A 14,242-nucleotide genomic window follows, 5' to 3' on the forward strand; every position below is an offset into this window, starting at 1 on the left:
CCCATGACCTCACGCCGCAGCTCCCCGGCCCGCTGGAAGGCAGCGGGCCTTGGAGTCGTGGCCACCCTCACGGCGGCCTTCGCGCTGACCGGATGCACTGCGGCCGGATCGGGAGCGAGTTCGGAATCAGCCACCGGCACGTTCGCGCCGGCTCCCCCCGCCTCGTCGGCTCCCCCTGACCAGCCGGGCGGCGCCACGGAGGCCGCCGGCGACCTGATCTTCGCCGCCACCGCCGACGACCGGCATTCGTGGATCACAGCCGAGGCGCGCGTCTCGGGCGTCACCAGATCCGGCACCTGCGAGTACACAGCGAGCGCCGAGGGCGTCGACACGATCACGCGCACCGCCAAGGCGCTCCCCAGCAACTACGACACCGTCTGCGGCGACATCTCCTTCGAGCTCGGCACGCCGGGGACCTACACGATCACGGTGACCGTCACCGATGTCACGGACCAGCCGCTCACGGCCAGTACCGACGTCGAGTTCCTGGGCGCATCCGCCGACTGACCCCGGGCCGCGCGAGCCTACCGTCCGCGGCGCACGAGGTGGCTGGCCCTCGCGCCCGCCCCGCGCAGGAGCCGCTCGAGCTCGTCCGAGCGATGGCCGAGACGCGGCGACTCGAGCGAGAGTGCGACCGCTCCGATCACCTCACCCGAGGCGCTGCGCACGCCGACGGCCGCGCACGTGTGACCTGGCACGAACTCCTCACGCTCCCAGGCCACGCCCCGCAGCCGTACCCGTTCGAGGTGTCGCTCGAGCTCGTCGCGCGACGTGATCGTCGCATCCGTGAACGAGGGCATGCCGTTCGCGTCGAGGAATGAGTCACGCTCCTCCACGCTCATGCCGGCGAGGATGATCTTGCCGAACGCTGTCGCGTGTGTCGCCTCGTGGAAGCCGAACTCGAGGGGGCGGATGCGCTGTGCACGCGCCGAGTCGGCGACGTGCGCCACGACCACATCCGTGCCCCGGTAGACCGCGAAGTACGCCGCCACGTCGCCGGCCTCGTGCAGCGCCTGCACGACCGCCCGCATGGGAGGCGAGACCCCGAGCTGCTGGTGCAGCGCCCGGCCGAGCTCGTGCACCTTGTAGCCCAGCTCGAACCGGCGCTCCTCGCGCAGGTGCACGAGGTAGTCCGCATCCACCAGCAGCTGGGCGAGCCGGTAGACGGTGGGCAGCGAGAACCCGAGCGTCTCCTTGATCTCAGTCGCGGTCGCGCCGCCGTTCTGGGCGACGAGCTCCAGCAGCGACAGCGCCTTGAGCGTGCTCGAGGAAGGCGCGGCCGACGCCGTGCCCGGGCCCGCGTCGCCCTCGAGGGGAGGCACGGCGGCGATCGAGGGGGCGGATCTGCTTCCGGGGGCATCCACGTCGACACTCACCGCAGCAGTATGCGCAGTGAAGACTGGACCCGCGGTGAGTGTCGCGTGGCTCATGACGTCTCCCTACAGCTCGCCGGCGCGCAGCTGCGTCGCCAGGTAGTCGGCCTGGCGCATGGCGAGCGCCACGATCGTGAGCGTCGGGTTGGCCGCGGCGCTCGTCGTGAACACGGATCCGTCGCCCACGAACAGGTTCGGCACGTCGTGGGATGCACCCCACCGGTCGACGACCCCGTCCTCGGGTCGCTCGCTCATGCGCGCCGTCCCGAGGTTGTGGGTCGACGGATACGGCGGGGTGCGGTGCACGTGCTCCGCACCGACCGCCTCGTAGAGCAGCGTGCCGCGGTCGTAGCCGTGCTCGCGCATGGCCACGTCGTTGGGGTGGTCGTCGTAGTGCACGTTCGGGACGGGCAGCCCGTTCGCATCCGTCACCGAGCGGTTCAGGGTGATGCGGTTCGACTCCTGCGGCAGATCCTCACCGACGATCCACATGCCGGCCGTGTTCTCGTAGGCGTCGAGCACCGAGGTGAACGATTTGCCCCACGCGCCGGGGTCGGCGAAGCTCGCCAGGAACGCGGGCCCGAGCGAGAGGGTCTCCATGAAGTAGCCGCCCACGAAGCCGCGGCTCGGGTTGTGGCCGGACTCATCGCGGATCACGCCGGCCATCGTCTCGCCGCGGTACATGCGCACGGGCTTGTCGAAGCGGGCGTACAGCGAACCGGTCGTGTGGCGCATGTAGTTGCGCCCGACCTGGCCGGACGAGTTCGCGAGGCCATCGGGGAACAGCGAGCTCGCACTCAGCAGCAGGAGGCGTGGCGTCTCGATCGAGTTGCCCGCCACGACGACGACCCTGGCCCGCTGGCGCTGCAGGTTGCCGTCCCGGTCGAGGTACAGCACCCCATCCGCTCGCCCGTCGACGTCATGCGTGATCTGGACGGCGTGGCTCTCCGTGCGGAGGTCGAGGAGCCCCGTCGCGAGGGCACGCGGGATCTCGCGCACCATCGTGCTCCACTTCGACTTGTTCTTGTCTCCCTGGAAGTTGAAGCCGTCCTGAATGGATGCGGGCCGCCCGTCGTACGGCTCCGCGTTCGTCCCATACGGCCCCGTCGAGTAGTGCGTGTACCCGGCCCGCTTCGCACCCTCGGCGAGCACCTTGTAGTTGTTGTTGGCCGGCAGCGGCGCCCGACCGCCCGTGTGCGTCGAGCCGATCGCGTCCTCGGCCTTCACATACCAGGGCGCGAGCTCGTCGAGCGTGATCGGCCAGTCGAGGAGGTTCGCCCCGTCGACGCGACCGTACGTGCTGCGCGCCTTGAACTCGTGCTCGTAGAAGCGAGGCGTCGCGCCGGACCAGTGCGTCGTCGTGCCACCGACCGCCTTCACGATCCACGCGGGAAGGTTCGGGAAGTCCTTCGCGATGCGCCACGAGCCGCTCGTGGTTCGCGCATCCAGCCACGCCATCTGGTTGAAGGCCTGCCACTCGTTGTTCTCGTAGTCCTCGTTCTGCAGGTACGGGCCAGCCTCGAGGACAACCACCGGGATGCCCTTCGCGGTCAGCTCGTGCGCGATCGTGCCGCCTCCCGCCCCGGAGCCGACGACGACGACGACCTCGTCGTCCTGCGAGATGGGCTTCCCGAACTGCGTGGGGCGTGCGCCCGTGTCCTCGGTCATCGCTCGACTCCTTCGTGGCTCGCGGCGAGATCGCCTGGCTGGTTGGTGGAGATGGGGTTGCCGTCGCCGGCCGCCTCGGCTGCGGATGCCGCCGGGATGCGCACGGCACCCGTCTGCGGACGCTTCAGTCCGGGCAGCGGCGAGAACGGCACATCCGCTGGCTCCTCGATGAGTGGCTCAGGCACCCAGTCGAGGTCGTTGAAGCCCCGGTTCACGTACCCGCCGAGCTCGAACGAGGAACCCTCGTAGCCGACCGCCTTCCACACCTCCGGGTCGTCGTAGAGGTTCAGCACCGTCGTGCGGCGGATGAAGCCGAAGAAGTCGGTGTGCTCGATGCTCCGCAGCACGGCCGTCGCCTGGTCCTCGTCGAGGGCGGTGAAGTCGCCCGCCGACAGGGAGTCGAGCGTGAGGAGCCCCTGCGTGAGCGTCACCCGAAGCCACGTCGACGACTTCGACTCCTCGAGGATGATCTGCGCGGTCCGCTCGTACGGCGAATCGGGGAAGGACGGGTGCGGGAATGCCACCCGGATGACGCGCACGAGCAGATCTCGAGCGTGCTCGGTGAGCTCTGTCTCGTTGAGCTGGGGGTACTTGGCCGGATATGCCATGGGTGTCGCTCTCCTCTCCATTGAGGTCTTGGTATGCGGTGGTCCCGATAGGCCCGTCGAGGCCGGACTCGAACCGTCCGGTGCCGGTGGGGGCCAGCACCCGCCTCGCGTCATCGGCGACGCGGCGGTGGATGCGGTGCTCATACGGTGCCCCGCACGATCCTCTCCTCACCACTCGCATTCTCGACATGCAAGAAACGGCGTTGCCTGGGTGGTCGCAGCGACGGGAGTCTGTGACGTGTCGGGGCGGATGAGAACGGCCCCGCGCATCCCGCAGGCAGCACCCTTCGCGCCTGCAGCAACTGAGAACAGGAGACAACGATGTCCAAGGTCCTTATCCTCGCTGGTGACTTTTCCGAGACCCTCGAGGTGTTCTACCCGTACGAGCGGCTCCGCGAGGAGGGCTACGAGCCCGTCATCGCGGCCCCGACCAAGAAGCGCCTGCAGTTCGTGGTGCACGACTTCGAGGGCTACGACACGTTCACGGAGAAGCTCGGGCACGGCTGGAACGCCGACATCGCCCTCGCCGACGTGAACCCCTCCGACTACGTCGCCCTCGTCGTTCCCGGTGGGCGCGCCCCCGAGTACCTGCGCAACAACGAGGACGTGAAGCGCATCGTGAGGCACTTCTTCGGCGAGGACTCCCCCGTCGCCGTCACCTGCCACGGGCCGATCATCCTCGCGAAGGCGGGCGTGCTCGAGGGTCGTACCACGTCGGGCTTCCCCGAGATCGCGGCCGACATCGAGGCCGGCGGCGGCACCTACGAGAGCTCGGAGGCCCTCGTCGACGGCAACCTCGTGAGCGCCCGCGCCTGGAACGACAACGGCCCCTGGTTCGGCAAGTTCATCGCGCTCCTTCGCGAGAAGGCCCCCCTCTCCGCGTAGCGCCCGCAGGCGCGCTCCCCCTGCCCCGCCCCTGCCCCGCTCGCTCCCGTCCTCGTCCCCGTCCCCGTCCCCGGCGTAGACCTGGGGCTTGTGCATCCGCCATACTCGCCCGGCGTGCGCAAGCCCCAGGTCTCACCCGCGCTTCCCACCGCGCCAACGCACACCTAGGGCCAACGCATCCACACCACCCCCGCAGCATGCGCAACCCCCAGGTCTCGCCACGCGTGACGCCGCCAGCGCCGGGGTTGACTGCGTTGTCACAGGGGCTCTCTCCACAGGCAGTAGTTCCCCAAGACCGTGGATGCTGGCCCGCGTCTAGCTTCGGCCTATGACTTCGGGCCAGAGACCCCCGCGATTTCGGACAGAGCTCCCGGCTGAGCTCCGGGGCCAGAGCTTCACGGTCGCGGATGCGCAAGCGCTCGGGGTAGGCAGGGGCCGACTGCAGAACCGCGGCCTTGAGCGCCCCTTTCGCGGAGTGCGCGTCGACGCCCTCGCGCTCGAGCCGATGATTGAGCATGAGGCTAAGGCCGCTGCCATCCGCCGCAGGTTGCGAGCCCACGACCTGCAGTACGCACCGCTCTTGAAAGAGTCGCAGGCATACGGGGCGATCTCGGCGGCTCGCGTGCTCGGTCTCCCGCTGCCGTGGCCGCTGCTCAACGACACACGCGTGCATCTCATCGTGCCGGAAGGCAGGAACCTCCCGAGGCGACCCGGCGTGGTCACACGAATCGTGCCGCTGCGACTCTGGCGCACGTTTGCGTTCGAGGGAGTCCTCCTGCCGCACCCGACACTGCTGTACTGCCTGATGAGCCGTGATCTGGTGCGGTCGAATGCCTCCGCCGCGCGGTCGGACCTGCTCAGTCTCGGCGACGCGCTCGTGACGGTCGCACGGAACTACCCGAACCGTGTCTGGAACGGCAACCTCACGACTCGCGCGGCCCTCGCCAGCGCAGTCGCCGAGTGGTCACCCGGTTACGGCTCCTCACTGCTCCGCGAGATGACCCCGCAGATTCGCGAAGAGGTGGAGTCGCCGTATGAGAGCCTCATGCGCTTCGCGCTCCACGATTCCGGGTACCCGGAGCTCGCGGTGCAGCACTCACTGCAACTTGGCGGCGTGGAGCTGGCTCGGCCCGACTGCGCCGACCTCAAAGCCAAGATCGCCTACGACTTCGAGGGCCTCGGTCACTTGGTGAGCCCAAGCCAGTGGCGACGGGACGTGAAGCGAGCGCGGCTTGTCACCAACCTGGTCTGGCACGGTGAACGCCTCACGCACTCGGACCTCTGGCCGGACCCCAGTGAGTTCATCAGGCACGCGCACGGTCTCCGTGAGCGGCGATTGCGTCTCCTCGGCGAGATGTGACTCCCTGCGTGCGGTGAAATCTGACGCAATGCGCGCGCATCCCAAGGTCTCCGCGGGCGACGCCACAAACCTTGGCCCGGTGCACCCACACCGCAGAAAGCGAATGCGCAAGACCTAGGTCTGCCGAAGGGCTGCTTCAACAGTGCTGCCCGGGACCGGCCCCTGGCCCGGGCGGGCGAGCGGTACACAACGCGCGGATTCGCCACCCCTCAGCCAATCCTGCGCGGAGACCTGGGGCTCCCGCATCCACCCTTCGCGCAGGCCGTGCGCAACCCCAAGGTCTCCGCCGGCGACGCCGCAGACCTTGGGCAAGCGCATCCACGCTTCAGAGACAGGATGCGCAAGGCCCAGGTCTGCGGCGGGGCCGGCCGGCCGCGCCGCGCGGCGGGGGCTAGCTGAACTGGATGCCGCCGTCGACGAGGATCGTCTGGCCGGTGACGTAGTCGGAGTCCTCGGACGACAGGTAGGAGACGAGCTGAGCGACGTCGTTCGGCACGGAGACGCGGCCGAGGAGGATGGACTTCGCGTTCTCCGCGAGCGCCTCACCCTTCGCGAGGCCCTGCTTCGCGCCGAGCTTCTCGTCGATGAGGTCCCACATGGCGGTGCCCACGATGCCGGGACCGTACGCGTTGACCGTGATCTTGTGCTCCGCCCACTCCATCGCGGCTGCCTGCGTGAGGCCGCGCACGGCCCACTTCGACGCCGAGTACGGGCCGAGGAGCGCGAACGGGCGGAACGCGACGATCGACGCCGCACCGATGATCTTGCCGCCGCCGCCCTGCTTGATGAACTGCCTGGCCGCCGAGCGGTACTGGTAGAAGACGCCGGTGACGTTCACGTCGAGCACGCGCTGGAAGTCGGCGCTCGAGTAGTCGAGCAGCGACTCGACCTGCGCGATGCCGGCGTTGGCGATGAACACATCCAGCTTCCCGGCCTTCTCGGCCGTGAACTCGACGAGGGCGTCGACGGATGCCTCATCCGTGACGTCGACGACAGCTCCTGTCGCCCGTCCCCCCGCGTGCTCGATGGCGGTGACCGTCTCCTCGACGCCGGCCTGGGCGCCCTCCAGGTCGGCGACGATGACGTGCAGTCCGTCCCGGCCGAGACGCTCTGCGATTCCCTTGCCGATGCCCCGTGCTGCTCCCGTGACGATGGCGACGCGCTGTTCGGTGCTCATGAATCCTCCTTGACTCGAGCGGCGCCTGCGCTCCGGTGCGCGGCGCTCGCTGCGAGGCTATGGAGGACGCACCGTCCGACGAAAGCGTCCCTCTCGCTGAGCGAGAACGCGCATCCGCACCCGCATCCACGCCCGCCACCCTTCATCCGTCACCCCGCACGCAGACATACGGAAAGCGCCGGTTCGTCGAGCAACGGACCGGCACTTTCCGTGTGGATGCTGGGGCCCAGAAGGTCGCCCGGAGGGACCAGCCGGAGGGACCAGCCGGAGGGATGAGAGTGGGAGTCCTCAGTCGTCCGCGTTCGCGGCTGCCGTCGCTACGATGCGGGAGGCCATCGTCGCGAAGATGAAGCCGTGGAAGGGGAAGACGGCAGCCCAGTAGAGGCGGCCGAGCAGCCCCTGCGGGAAGTAGACGGCGCGCTGCTCGTAGCGCGAGCGGATGCGTTCCCCATCCTTCTCGCCGTCGCCCTGCGCGTCCGTCTCGCCCTCGCCGTCGCCGACGGGCACGGCCCGCATCTCGAGCCAGGCGAGCCCGGGGACGCGCATCTCGGCGCGAAGGCGGAGCAGCGACCCGTGCTCACCGCCACGTTCGATCGTCTCGACGCGCCAGAAGTCGAGGGCGTCACCTTCGGCGAGACGGTCCGGGTTCGTGCGTCCGCGCCGCAGGCCGACACCGCCGACTAGCTTGTCCATGATGCCTCTGGCTCCCCAGAGCAGCTTCGACGAGTACCAGCCGTTGTCGCCGCCGATGCCCTCGATGACGCGGAACAGCTGCTCGGGCGGCACCGTGCTCTCCTTCGACTGCTCGTCGGTGAACACCGTCTGCCCTGCCCAGTCGGGGTCGGCGGGCAGCGGGTCGCTCGGCGAGTTGTGCACGTTCGCGTCTCGCCAGCTGGTCTCGGTCGCGCGCAGCTTCTCGCGGCCGAGCGCCAGCTCGACGGCTCGCAGGTACGTCGTGAGGCCTTCCTCGGGCGGCGGGATGAGCGCGTCCACGTCTCGGTTCTTGACGACGCACTCGTTCTGGAGCGACTCGACGAGCGGGCGGGCGATCGATTTCGGGATGGGCGTGACGAGGTTCACCCACCTCGATGCGAGGCCGGGCGTGAAGACGGGGAGCGAGGCGATGGCACGCTGCGGAAGGCCAGCTTTCACCGCGTACCCGTTCATCATCTGCCCGTACCTGAGCACGTCTGGCCCGCCGATGTCGAGCGGACGGTTCACATCCGCTTCCACTCGGGCGGCACCTAGGAGGTAGTGGAGCACGTCACGCACGGCGATGGGCTGGATGTGGTTGCGCACCCACTGCGGGGCCGGCATGTAGGGAAGCACGTCGGTGAGGTGGCGGACCATCTCGAACGACGCCGATCCTGAACCGATGACGATGCCGGCCTGCAGCACGATCGTCGGCACGGGCGAGTTCAGGAAGACCTCGCCGACCTCCTTGCGGGAGCGCAGGTGCTTCGAGAGCTTCGCGTCGTCGGGATGCAAGCCGCCGAGGTACACGATGCGGGAGACGTTCGCTTTCGCGGCCTGCTCGGCGACGTTCTCGGCGAGCTTCAGATCGGTGCGCTCGAAGTCGGAGCCTGAGCCCATCGCGTGCACGAGGTAGTAGACGACGTCGATGTCCTGCATCGCTTCGCCAACGGCCTTCGGATCGTCGGCGTCACCCACGACGACGTCGACCTGGTCGCCCCAGTCGTAGGCGGCGACGCGGCCTGCGTTGCGGGCGAGCACGCGCACGCGGTAGCCGGCGGTGAGGAGGCGCGGCACGAGGCGCCCCCCGAGGTAGCCGGTGGAACCGAAGACGAGAACGCGGGGAGCGGACCCGTCGGGGCGCGGCTTGGCCTTGAGCGCGGGCTCGTTGCCGGTCGGTGCGGGGGTCGCGGGAGTGGTGTTGTTGGCCGGGGCGTCGCCGGTCGTGAAGTCGTTGCCTGCGGGGCCGGATGGGGGCGTGCCTGGGGATGCCATGCTCGCGAGGCTATGACTTCAGACTGACCGAAAGATGATGGGTTGACATCGCGGAGTTCGGGCCGTCCGGGACGGGGAAGACCCCCGAGCGGCCGAGCCGCTCGAGGGTCTTTCCGGCTGTGCTCTGCTCGGCTTCTAGCTCTGCACGACCGCGACCGGGTCGGTGGTGGGGAGGCCCGTCTCCGAGCCGCCCTTCGACTCGACGGTGACACCGACGGCCATGCCGGGCGCGAATGTGCCGTCGAGCACGCGCACTGCCGGGGATCCGTCGGCCATCGTCAGGATGCCGGCAGGTGCCGGACCCTCGCCGTCGATGTACCAGAGCTCGTAGTCGTTCTCAGCTGGCAGCTGGGCCATGCCGTGGGCGACGACCGCCGACTGGCCGAGTTCCTCGGACCAGTAGACGGTGACCGTCCCGCCGCCGGCGACCTCGGTGCGGGCGCTGTCGACGTCGGGGGCGGCGAGGATCAGCGCGACGTCACCGTCGGCGGTCGGCGGCTCCTGCCCATCCTGCCCGAACCCGCCGAAGGCGAAGCCTCCGCCGAGGAACAGGCCGACGGCCAGCACGACGGCCGCGGTTGCTGCGAACATCGCCTGTGCGCTGCTGCGGAACCAACGGCCACGGGCACGCGTCTCGACGGGACCGAAGTCGTCCTCGCCGTGGCCGGTGCTGGATGCGCCCCCGCCAGCCGAGGCGATGCGACGATCGTCGTGGAGATCACGATCGTCGTCCTCGTCGGTCTGCGGCTCCGGGACGAGGGATAGCTTGCGCCGTCCCTCGCCGTCGGTGTCTTCGTTCGCCACGTCGGCGCGCGAAGGCACTCCGGTCGCGTCCGAGGCATCGGCGGAGGACGTCGCATCCCGCTCGTCGCCGATCGGGTTCTGCTGCGGGAAGCTGTCGAGCTTCGCGAACAGCGAGTCCTTCATGGAGAGGGGCGGTCGGATGGGGTCCGTGGCCAGCGCGAGCTGGGCTGCGGCCTCCTGGTAGCTCTCGAACTCCTCGGAGAGCTCGCCGTCTTCCAGGAGCTTGTTGAGCAGCGCCCGGTCGGCGGCATCGTCGAAGTCGTTGGCGGAGAGCGCCTCTGCAGCAAGCAGCTGCTCGAGCTCTTCGCGTTCGCGATCCTGTTCGTTGCTCATGACTCCACCCCCAACTCTCGTCGCAGCCGATTCATTCCGTCTCTGATTCTCGTCTTCACCGTGCCGAGCGGCACCTCGAGCCGTTCCGCGATCTCACTCTGCGTGAGACCCCCGTAGTAGGCAAGGGTGACGGCTTCACGTTGTTGATCGCTGAGCTTCGCGAGCGCCTGCTGTGCACGCTTGTGCTCGATGCTGATCTCCGCGGATTCGGCGACGTCGTCGCGTTCCCCTTCGAAGTCCCGCACCCCGATCTTCAGGTCACGGTCCTTCGACGCCTGGGATGCACGCACCCGGTCGATGGCTCTGCGGTGCGCGACAGTCAGCATCCAGGTGGTCGCCTTGCCCTTGCTCGGCGAGTACGACGCGGCGGTCTGCCAGATCTCCAGCAGCACTTCCTGTGCGACCTCTTCGGATTGCGCCTGGTCGACAAGCACTCGCCGGATCAGCCCCAGAACTCGCGGGGCCATGAGGTCGTAGAGGGTGGAGAAGGCTTCCTTGCTTCCTGTGGCGGTACGCACGAGAAGTTCCTCTATCTCTCCGATGGCTTCGCTCACCAGCTCAGCTTGCCATCTCTCGAAGCTTTCGCGAATTCGGTTGACTTCAACCTGTGAATCAGCGGGAGCTCTGGCGGGGGCTGGGTCGTTCGGCCTGGCCTCAACCGAAGGTGAATGAGTAAGCATCCACGCCACCCCCCAGCGTCACGGTCAGCTCTCCCTGCTTGCTCTGGTCCCCTTCGAAGAGGAGGTACGAGCCTGGGTTGCCTTCGACCTGGATCTCGCGGGGGCCCGTGCCGTCGTCGACGGTCACCGTGCCCGATCCGCCGAGCACCATCCGGATGGTCGAGGCCGTGTACGAGAGCTTGATCTTGCCCTCGTCGTCGCTTCTGATGCCCTGCGAGTCGAGGTTGAAGTCGCCTTCGAGGGAGAACGTGTCCTGCTGCTGCTCGGCGGGGAACGTGAAGCTGCGGTCGCCCTGGCCGTAATCGCCCTCACCTGCGTAGTTGACGACCTTCGTCGGCATCAGGTAGGTCTCGGGGGTCGTGCTTCCGAGCTCGGGCGTCGTGTCCGAGGTGTCGGTCTCACCCGGCAGCTGCACGTCGGGGTTGGCTTCCTTGAGGAGGTCGCGGATCTGCGCCTCGGTCTCCGCGTATCCGCCTTCACCGAAGTGGATGGCGCGGACGGTGCCGCTCGCGTCGATCAGGTAGTGGGCTGGCCAGTAGCGGTTGCGGTAGTTCGTCCACGTGCCGAGGTTGTTGTCGAGTGCGACGGGGTACTCGATGCCGAACTCGTCGATCGCGTTTGAGACGTTGGATGCTTCCTTCTCGAAGGCGTACTCGGGCGAGTGGATGCCGATGACCTGCAGGCCGGCGTCCTTGTAGGCCTGGTCCCAGGCGGTGACGTGAGGGATCGAGCGGATGCAGTTGATGCAGGAGTAGGCCCAGAAGTCGATGAGCACGACCTTGCCCTCAGCTGCCTGCGCTGCGAGCTGCACCTCTTCGCCGTCGGGAGTGTTCATCCACTCCTGGATGTCGAGGATCTCGGGCGCGGGACCGCAGTCGCCGAGCTCAGGATCGCCGGGCGTGCAGTTGGTGAGCTGCTCGTTCTGGTCGTTGACGAGGCCGCCGAACGCGAGGGCCTCTTCGACCTGCTCGTTCGAGTTGAACTGCTCCTGCAGGCCCGCCGTGTAGTCAGGGACGAGGCGCTGGAGCAGCTGCGGGAGGTTGAAGACGAGGCCGATCGCGAGGGCGATCATGACGACGCCGGCCGTGATGCGGATGCCGCGCTGGTGCTTGCGGAACGACTTGACGCGCTCGCCCACCCGGCGCCCGGCGAGGGCGAAGATGAGGAGCGGGATCGCCGCACCGATGCCGAAGGTCACCGTGAGGATGACCGTCTCGATGCCAATCTGGCCGGTCGAGCCTGCAACCGTGATGGCGGCGAGCACGGGGCCGGCGCACGGCACGTAGACGGCGCCGAGGGCGATGCCGAGGAGGAAGCCGCCGCGGTCGGTGTTGACCTGCTTCTGCGGGATCCACGAGAACGGCTTCTCGAGGAGGTGCTCGAACTTCGGCACGATGAGGCCGACTCCGATGAGCACCAGCACGATGATGCCCGCCCAGCGGAGCACATCCTGGGGGAGGCCCAGGAGGCTGAGGAGCAGCGAGCCGAGCAGCGTGAAGACGCTGAAGCTTGTAACGAGGCCCAGGATGACGAGGTACGGACGGGCGGATGCGCGCCGCTTCGTCTTCTGCTCGCTCTTGACTCTCGTCTTGAGCGCGCCCTCGTCGGGCCCATCGGCCCCGGGATCCTGGGCCTCGGCTTGCATCTCCTCGTCGCTGCGCGCACCCTGCACGCCGCCCGAGAAGAAGATGACGGGCAGCACCGGGAGGATGCACGGCGATATTCCCGTGATGAGGCCTCCGAGGAAGCCGATGAGTCCTAGCGAGATCATGTTGCGCTCCCTGCAGCGTGGCTGTCAGGCGGTCAGTGATGCCTGTGAACGGAGTTCGGAGCGGTGTCCGTTTCGGTTTGGTCTCACCACCTCTTCTGTTGCTGGAGGAGGTCACATCCCGGGCCTCGGAGGGGCACCCATATGTAAGGACTCGAAACCCGCGATTGCGACGCCCCAGAATTTATTCCGAACTTTTCCAATCCGTCCCGGGAGGGCCTCCGAATGTCTCAGTGAACCGCAACGGATGCGGCTCCGGCCCACCGGCCGAGAAATGAGGAGTGAAGTTATGCGCACTATCACCAGGAAGGGCTCACTCGCCCTCCTCTCGCTGGCGGCCATCTCGACCTTCGGCCTGGCAGCCTGCTCGAACTCGGCCCCCACGGCTGAGCCTGACGCCTCGATGGAAGCGTCCCCCATGGAGACGACCATGGAGTCGCCCATGGAGACCTCCATGGAGACGATGGACCCAGCCGCCAACCTCGTTGGCCCCGGCTGCGCGGACTACGCGGCACAGGTGCCGGACGGCGCTGGCTCGGTTCAGGGCATGTCCCAGGACCCGGTTGCGGTCGCGGCCTCCAACAACCCGCTGCTCACGCAGCTCACCGCAGCGGTCTCCGGACAGCTCAACCCTGATGTCGACCTCGTCTCGACGCTGAACGGTGGCGAGTTCACGGTGTTCGCACCGGTGGATGAGGCCTTCGGCAAGATTGATGCCGGCACGATCGAGACGCTCAAGACCGACGCGGACCTGCTCTCGGGCATCCTGACCTACCACGTCGTCGAGGGACAGATCCTGCCTGACGAGATCGCTGGCGAGCACACGACCGTCCAGGGCGAGACCGTCACCGTTGAGGGCTCGGGCGACGACCTGACCGTCGGTGCCGGTGGCGCCAAGGTCATCTGCGGTGGAGTCCAGACGGCCAACGCGACTGTCTACCTGATCGACTCGGTGCTCATGCCGCCGTCGAAGATGTAAGGCAGTACCTACTAACACAAATAACAGATAAGGCCCCGGATCTTGCATCCGGGGCCTTTCTCTGATTCTTTTTGCGCATTTGGCGGATATGACCGCGACTATCACAGGAAGAGCACGGCTTTCCGAGTGTTTGCGCACAGGATTTCCATATACCGATATCCGGGGTCCACAATGGACTGTCCGGTGAAGAGCCTGGCTGCACCGCTGAGCGCCACGAGCGCCACAAGGGGCGGCCAGCGTCCGACACCGGCGACTACAGTCAACATCGAACTTTGGAGCTCTCATGGGATTCCTCGCATTCCTCCTTCTCGGACTCATCGCCGGGGCCATCGCGAAGCTCATCCTGCCCGGCAAGCAGGGCGGCGGATGGATCGCAACCCTCATCCTCGGCGTCATCGGCGCACTGCTGGGTGGATGGATCGGCACGGCGCTCTTCGGCGCTGACGTCGACTCGTTCTTCTCGCTGAGCAGCTGGCTCCTCGCCATCGGCGGGTCGCTCATCGTGCTCGTCATCTGGGGCTTCATCACAAGCCGCGGCAGCAAGAACAAGGCGTAACCCGTACGACCTCAACAGCGGACCTCGGCTTCGGCCGGGGTCCGCTGTTGTTTGCGCTCGCGCTCTCGTGGCTAGCTGTGGTT

Annotated in this window: 13 protein-coding genes; 5 read left to right on the forward strand and 8 right to left on the reverse strand. The window is 67.8% G+C overall.

Translation table 11 applies throughout. The features are described from left to right. The first annotated feature begins 3 nt into the window (after positions 1–3). Positions 4–507, forward strand: a complete 504-nt coding sequence (locus tag C5B97_RS15935) for a hypothetical protein (RefSeq protein ID WP_146080843.1) — start codon at positions 4–6, stop codon at positions 505–507. A gap of 17 nt (positions 508–524) precedes the next feature. Here C5B97_RS15935 and C5B97_RS15940 read toward each other — a convergent pair whose 3' ends face one another. Genes C5B97_RS15940 through C5B97_RS15950 form a run of 3 tightly spaced genes read right to left on the reverse strand, consistent with a single transcriptional unit; the run spans position 525 to position 3,649 of the window. Next, positions 525–1,430 carry an IclR family transcriptional regulator gene (locus C5B97_RS15940; RefSeq protein WP_104312963.1) on the reverse strand — a complete coding sequence of 302 codons (906 nt, stop codon included), beginning with the start codon at positions 1,428–1,430 and terminating at the stop codon, positions 525–527. A 9-nt stretch (positions 1,431–1,439) separates the two neighbouring features. Further along, positions 1,440–3,041, reverse strand: coding sequence for a GMC family oxidoreductase (locus C5B97_RS15945; protein WP_104312964.1), 1,602 nt, complete (start codon positions 3,039–3,041; stop codon positions 1,440–1,442). Continuing rightward, the gene (locus C5B97_RS15950) at positions 3,038–3,649 is read right to left on the reverse strand and encodes a hypothetical protein (RefSeq protein ID WP_179557806.1); all 612 of its coding nucleotides are present in this window, start codon (positions 3,647–3,649) and stop codon (positions 3,038–3,040) included. Before C5B97_RS15950 ends, C5B97_RS15945 begins: the two co-directional genes overlap by 4 nt. Positions 3,650–3,970: 321 nt before the next feature. Here C5B97_RS15950 and C5B97_RS15955 point away from each other — a divergent pair, with 321 nt between their 5' ends. Both C5B97_RS15955 and C5B97_RS15960 read left to right on the forward strand, forming a co-directional pair. Further along, entirely contained in the window at positions 3,971–4,534 is a 564-nt protein-coding gene (locus tag C5B97_RS15955) for a DJ-1/PfpI family protein (protein WP_104312965.1), read from the forward strand. Between the two features lie 580 nt (positions 4,535–5,114). Continuing rightward, on the forward strand, positions 5,115–5,894 hold the full coding sequence (locus C5B97_RS15960) for a hypothetical protein (protein ID WP_181027047.1): 780 nt from the start codon (positions 5,115–5,117) through the stop codon (positions 5,892–5,894). 391 nt (positions 5,895–6,285) lie between these two features. Here C5B97_RS15960 and C5B97_RS15965 read toward each other — a convergent pair whose 3' ends face one another. The 5 genes from C5B97_RS15965 to C5B97_RS15985 form a co-directional block, all read right to left on the reverse strand. Further along, positions 6,286–7,071 carry an SDR family NAD(P)-dependent oxidoreductase gene (locus C5B97_RS15965; RefSeq protein WP_104287516.1) on the reverse strand — a complete coding sequence of 262 codons (786 nt, stop codon included), beginning with the start codon at positions 7,069–7,071 and terminating at the stop codon, positions 6,286–6,288. A 288-nt stretch (positions 7,072–7,359) separates the two neighbouring features. After that, on the reverse strand, positions 7,360–9,039 hold the full coding sequence (locus C5B97_RS15970) for an SDR family oxidoreductase (RefSeq protein ID WP_104312967.1): 1,680 nt from the start codon (positions 9,037–9,039) through the stop codon (positions 7,360–7,362). A 135-nt stretch (positions 9,040–9,174) separates the two neighbouring features. After that, on the reverse strand, positions 9,175–10,176 hold the full coding sequence (locus tag C5B97_RS15975; protein WP_104312968.1) for an anti-sigma factor: 1,002 nt from the start codon (positions 10,174–10,176) through the stop codon (positions 9,175–9,177). Further along, positions 10,173–10,730, reverse strand: coding sequence for an ECF RNA polymerase sigma factor SigK (gene sigK / locus C5B97_RS15980; protein ID WP_258065891.1), 558 nt, complete (start codon positions 10,728–10,730; stop codon positions 10,173–10,175). Before sigK ends, C5B97_RS15975 begins: the two co-directional genes overlap by 4 nt. A 100-nt stretch (positions 10,731–10,830) precedes the next feature. Further along, positions 10,831–12,627 carry a cytochrome c biogenesis protein CcdA gene (locus C5B97_RS15985; protein WP_104312970.1) on the reverse strand — a complete coding sequence of 599 codons (1,797 nt, stop codon included), beginning with the start codon at positions 12,625–12,627 and terminating at the stop codon, positions 10,831–10,833. A 286-nt stretch (positions 12,628–12,913) separates the two neighbouring features. Here C5B97_RS15985 and C5B97_RS15990 point away from each other — a divergent pair, with 286 nt between their 5' ends. Next, positions 12,914–13,603: a fasciclin domain-containing protein gene (locus tag C5B97_RS15990; RefSeq protein ID WP_104252061.1), complete on the forward strand. Its 690-nt coding sequence runs from the start codon at positions 12,914–12,916 to the stop codon at positions 13,601–13,603. Between the two features lie 283 nt (positions 13,604–13,886). Next, positions 13,887–14,159, forward strand: a complete 273-nt coding sequence (locus C5B97_RS15995; RefSeq protein ID WP_104312971.1) for a GlsB/YeaQ/YmgE family stress response membrane protein — start codon at positions 13,887–13,889, stop codon at positions 14,157–14,159. Positions 14,160–14,242 lie beyond the last annotated feature (83 nt).

The sequence above is a fragment of the Pseudoclavibacter sp. RFBB5 genome (genome assembly GCF_002931555.1).
Classification (GTDB): domain Bacteria; phylum Actinomycetota; class Actinomycetes; order Actinomycetales; family Microbacteriaceae; genus Pseudoclavibacter.

Bases quoted from the DNA above. Each gene is read 5' to 3' on its own strand.
- C5B97_RS15975 (WP_104312968.1), bottom strand. From the start codon at position 10,176: ATGAGCAACGAACAGGATCGCGAACGCGAAGAGCTCGAGCAGCTGCTT.
- C5B97_RS15990 (WP_104252061.1), top strand. From the start codon at position 12,914: ATGCGCACTATCACCAGGAAGGGCTCACTCGCCCTCCTCTCGCTGGCG.
- C5B97_RS15985 (WP_104312970.1), bottom strand. From the start codon at position 12,627: ATGATCTCGCTAGGACTCATCGGCTTCCTCGGAGGCCTCATCACGGGA.
- C5B97_RS15940 (WP_104312963.1), bottom strand. From the start codon at position 1,430: ATGAGCCACGCGACACTCACCGCGGGTCCAGTCTTCACTGCGCATACT.
- C5B97_RS15935 (WP_146080843.1), top strand. From the start codon at position 4: ATGACCTCACGCCGCAGCTCCCCGGCCCGCTGGAAGGCAGCGGGCCTT.
- C5B97_RS15950 (WP_179557806.1), bottom strand. From the start codon at position 3,649: ATGGCATATCCGGCCAAGTACCCCCAGCTCAACGAGACAGAGCTCACC.
- C5B97_RS15965 (WP_104287516.1), bottom strand. From the start codon at position 7,071: ATGAGCACCGAACAGCGCGTCGCCATCGTCACGGGAGCAGCACGGGGC.
- C5B97_RS15995 (WP_104312971.1), top strand. From the start codon at position 13,887: ATGGGATTCCTCGCATTCCTCCTTCTCGGACTCATCGCCGGGGCCATC.
- C5B97_RS15945 (WP_104312964.1), bottom strand. From the start codon at position 3,041: ATGACCGAGGACACGGGCGCACGCCCCACGCAGTTCGGGAAGCCCATC.
- C5B97_RS15955 (WP_104312965.1), top strand. From the start codon at position 3,971: ATGTCCAAGGTCCTTATCCTCGCTGGTGACTTTTCCGAGACCCTCGAG.
- C5B97_RS15970 (WP_104312967.1), bottom strand. From the start codon at position 9,039: ATGGCATCCCCAGGCACGCCCCCATCCGGCCCCGCAGGCAACGACTTC.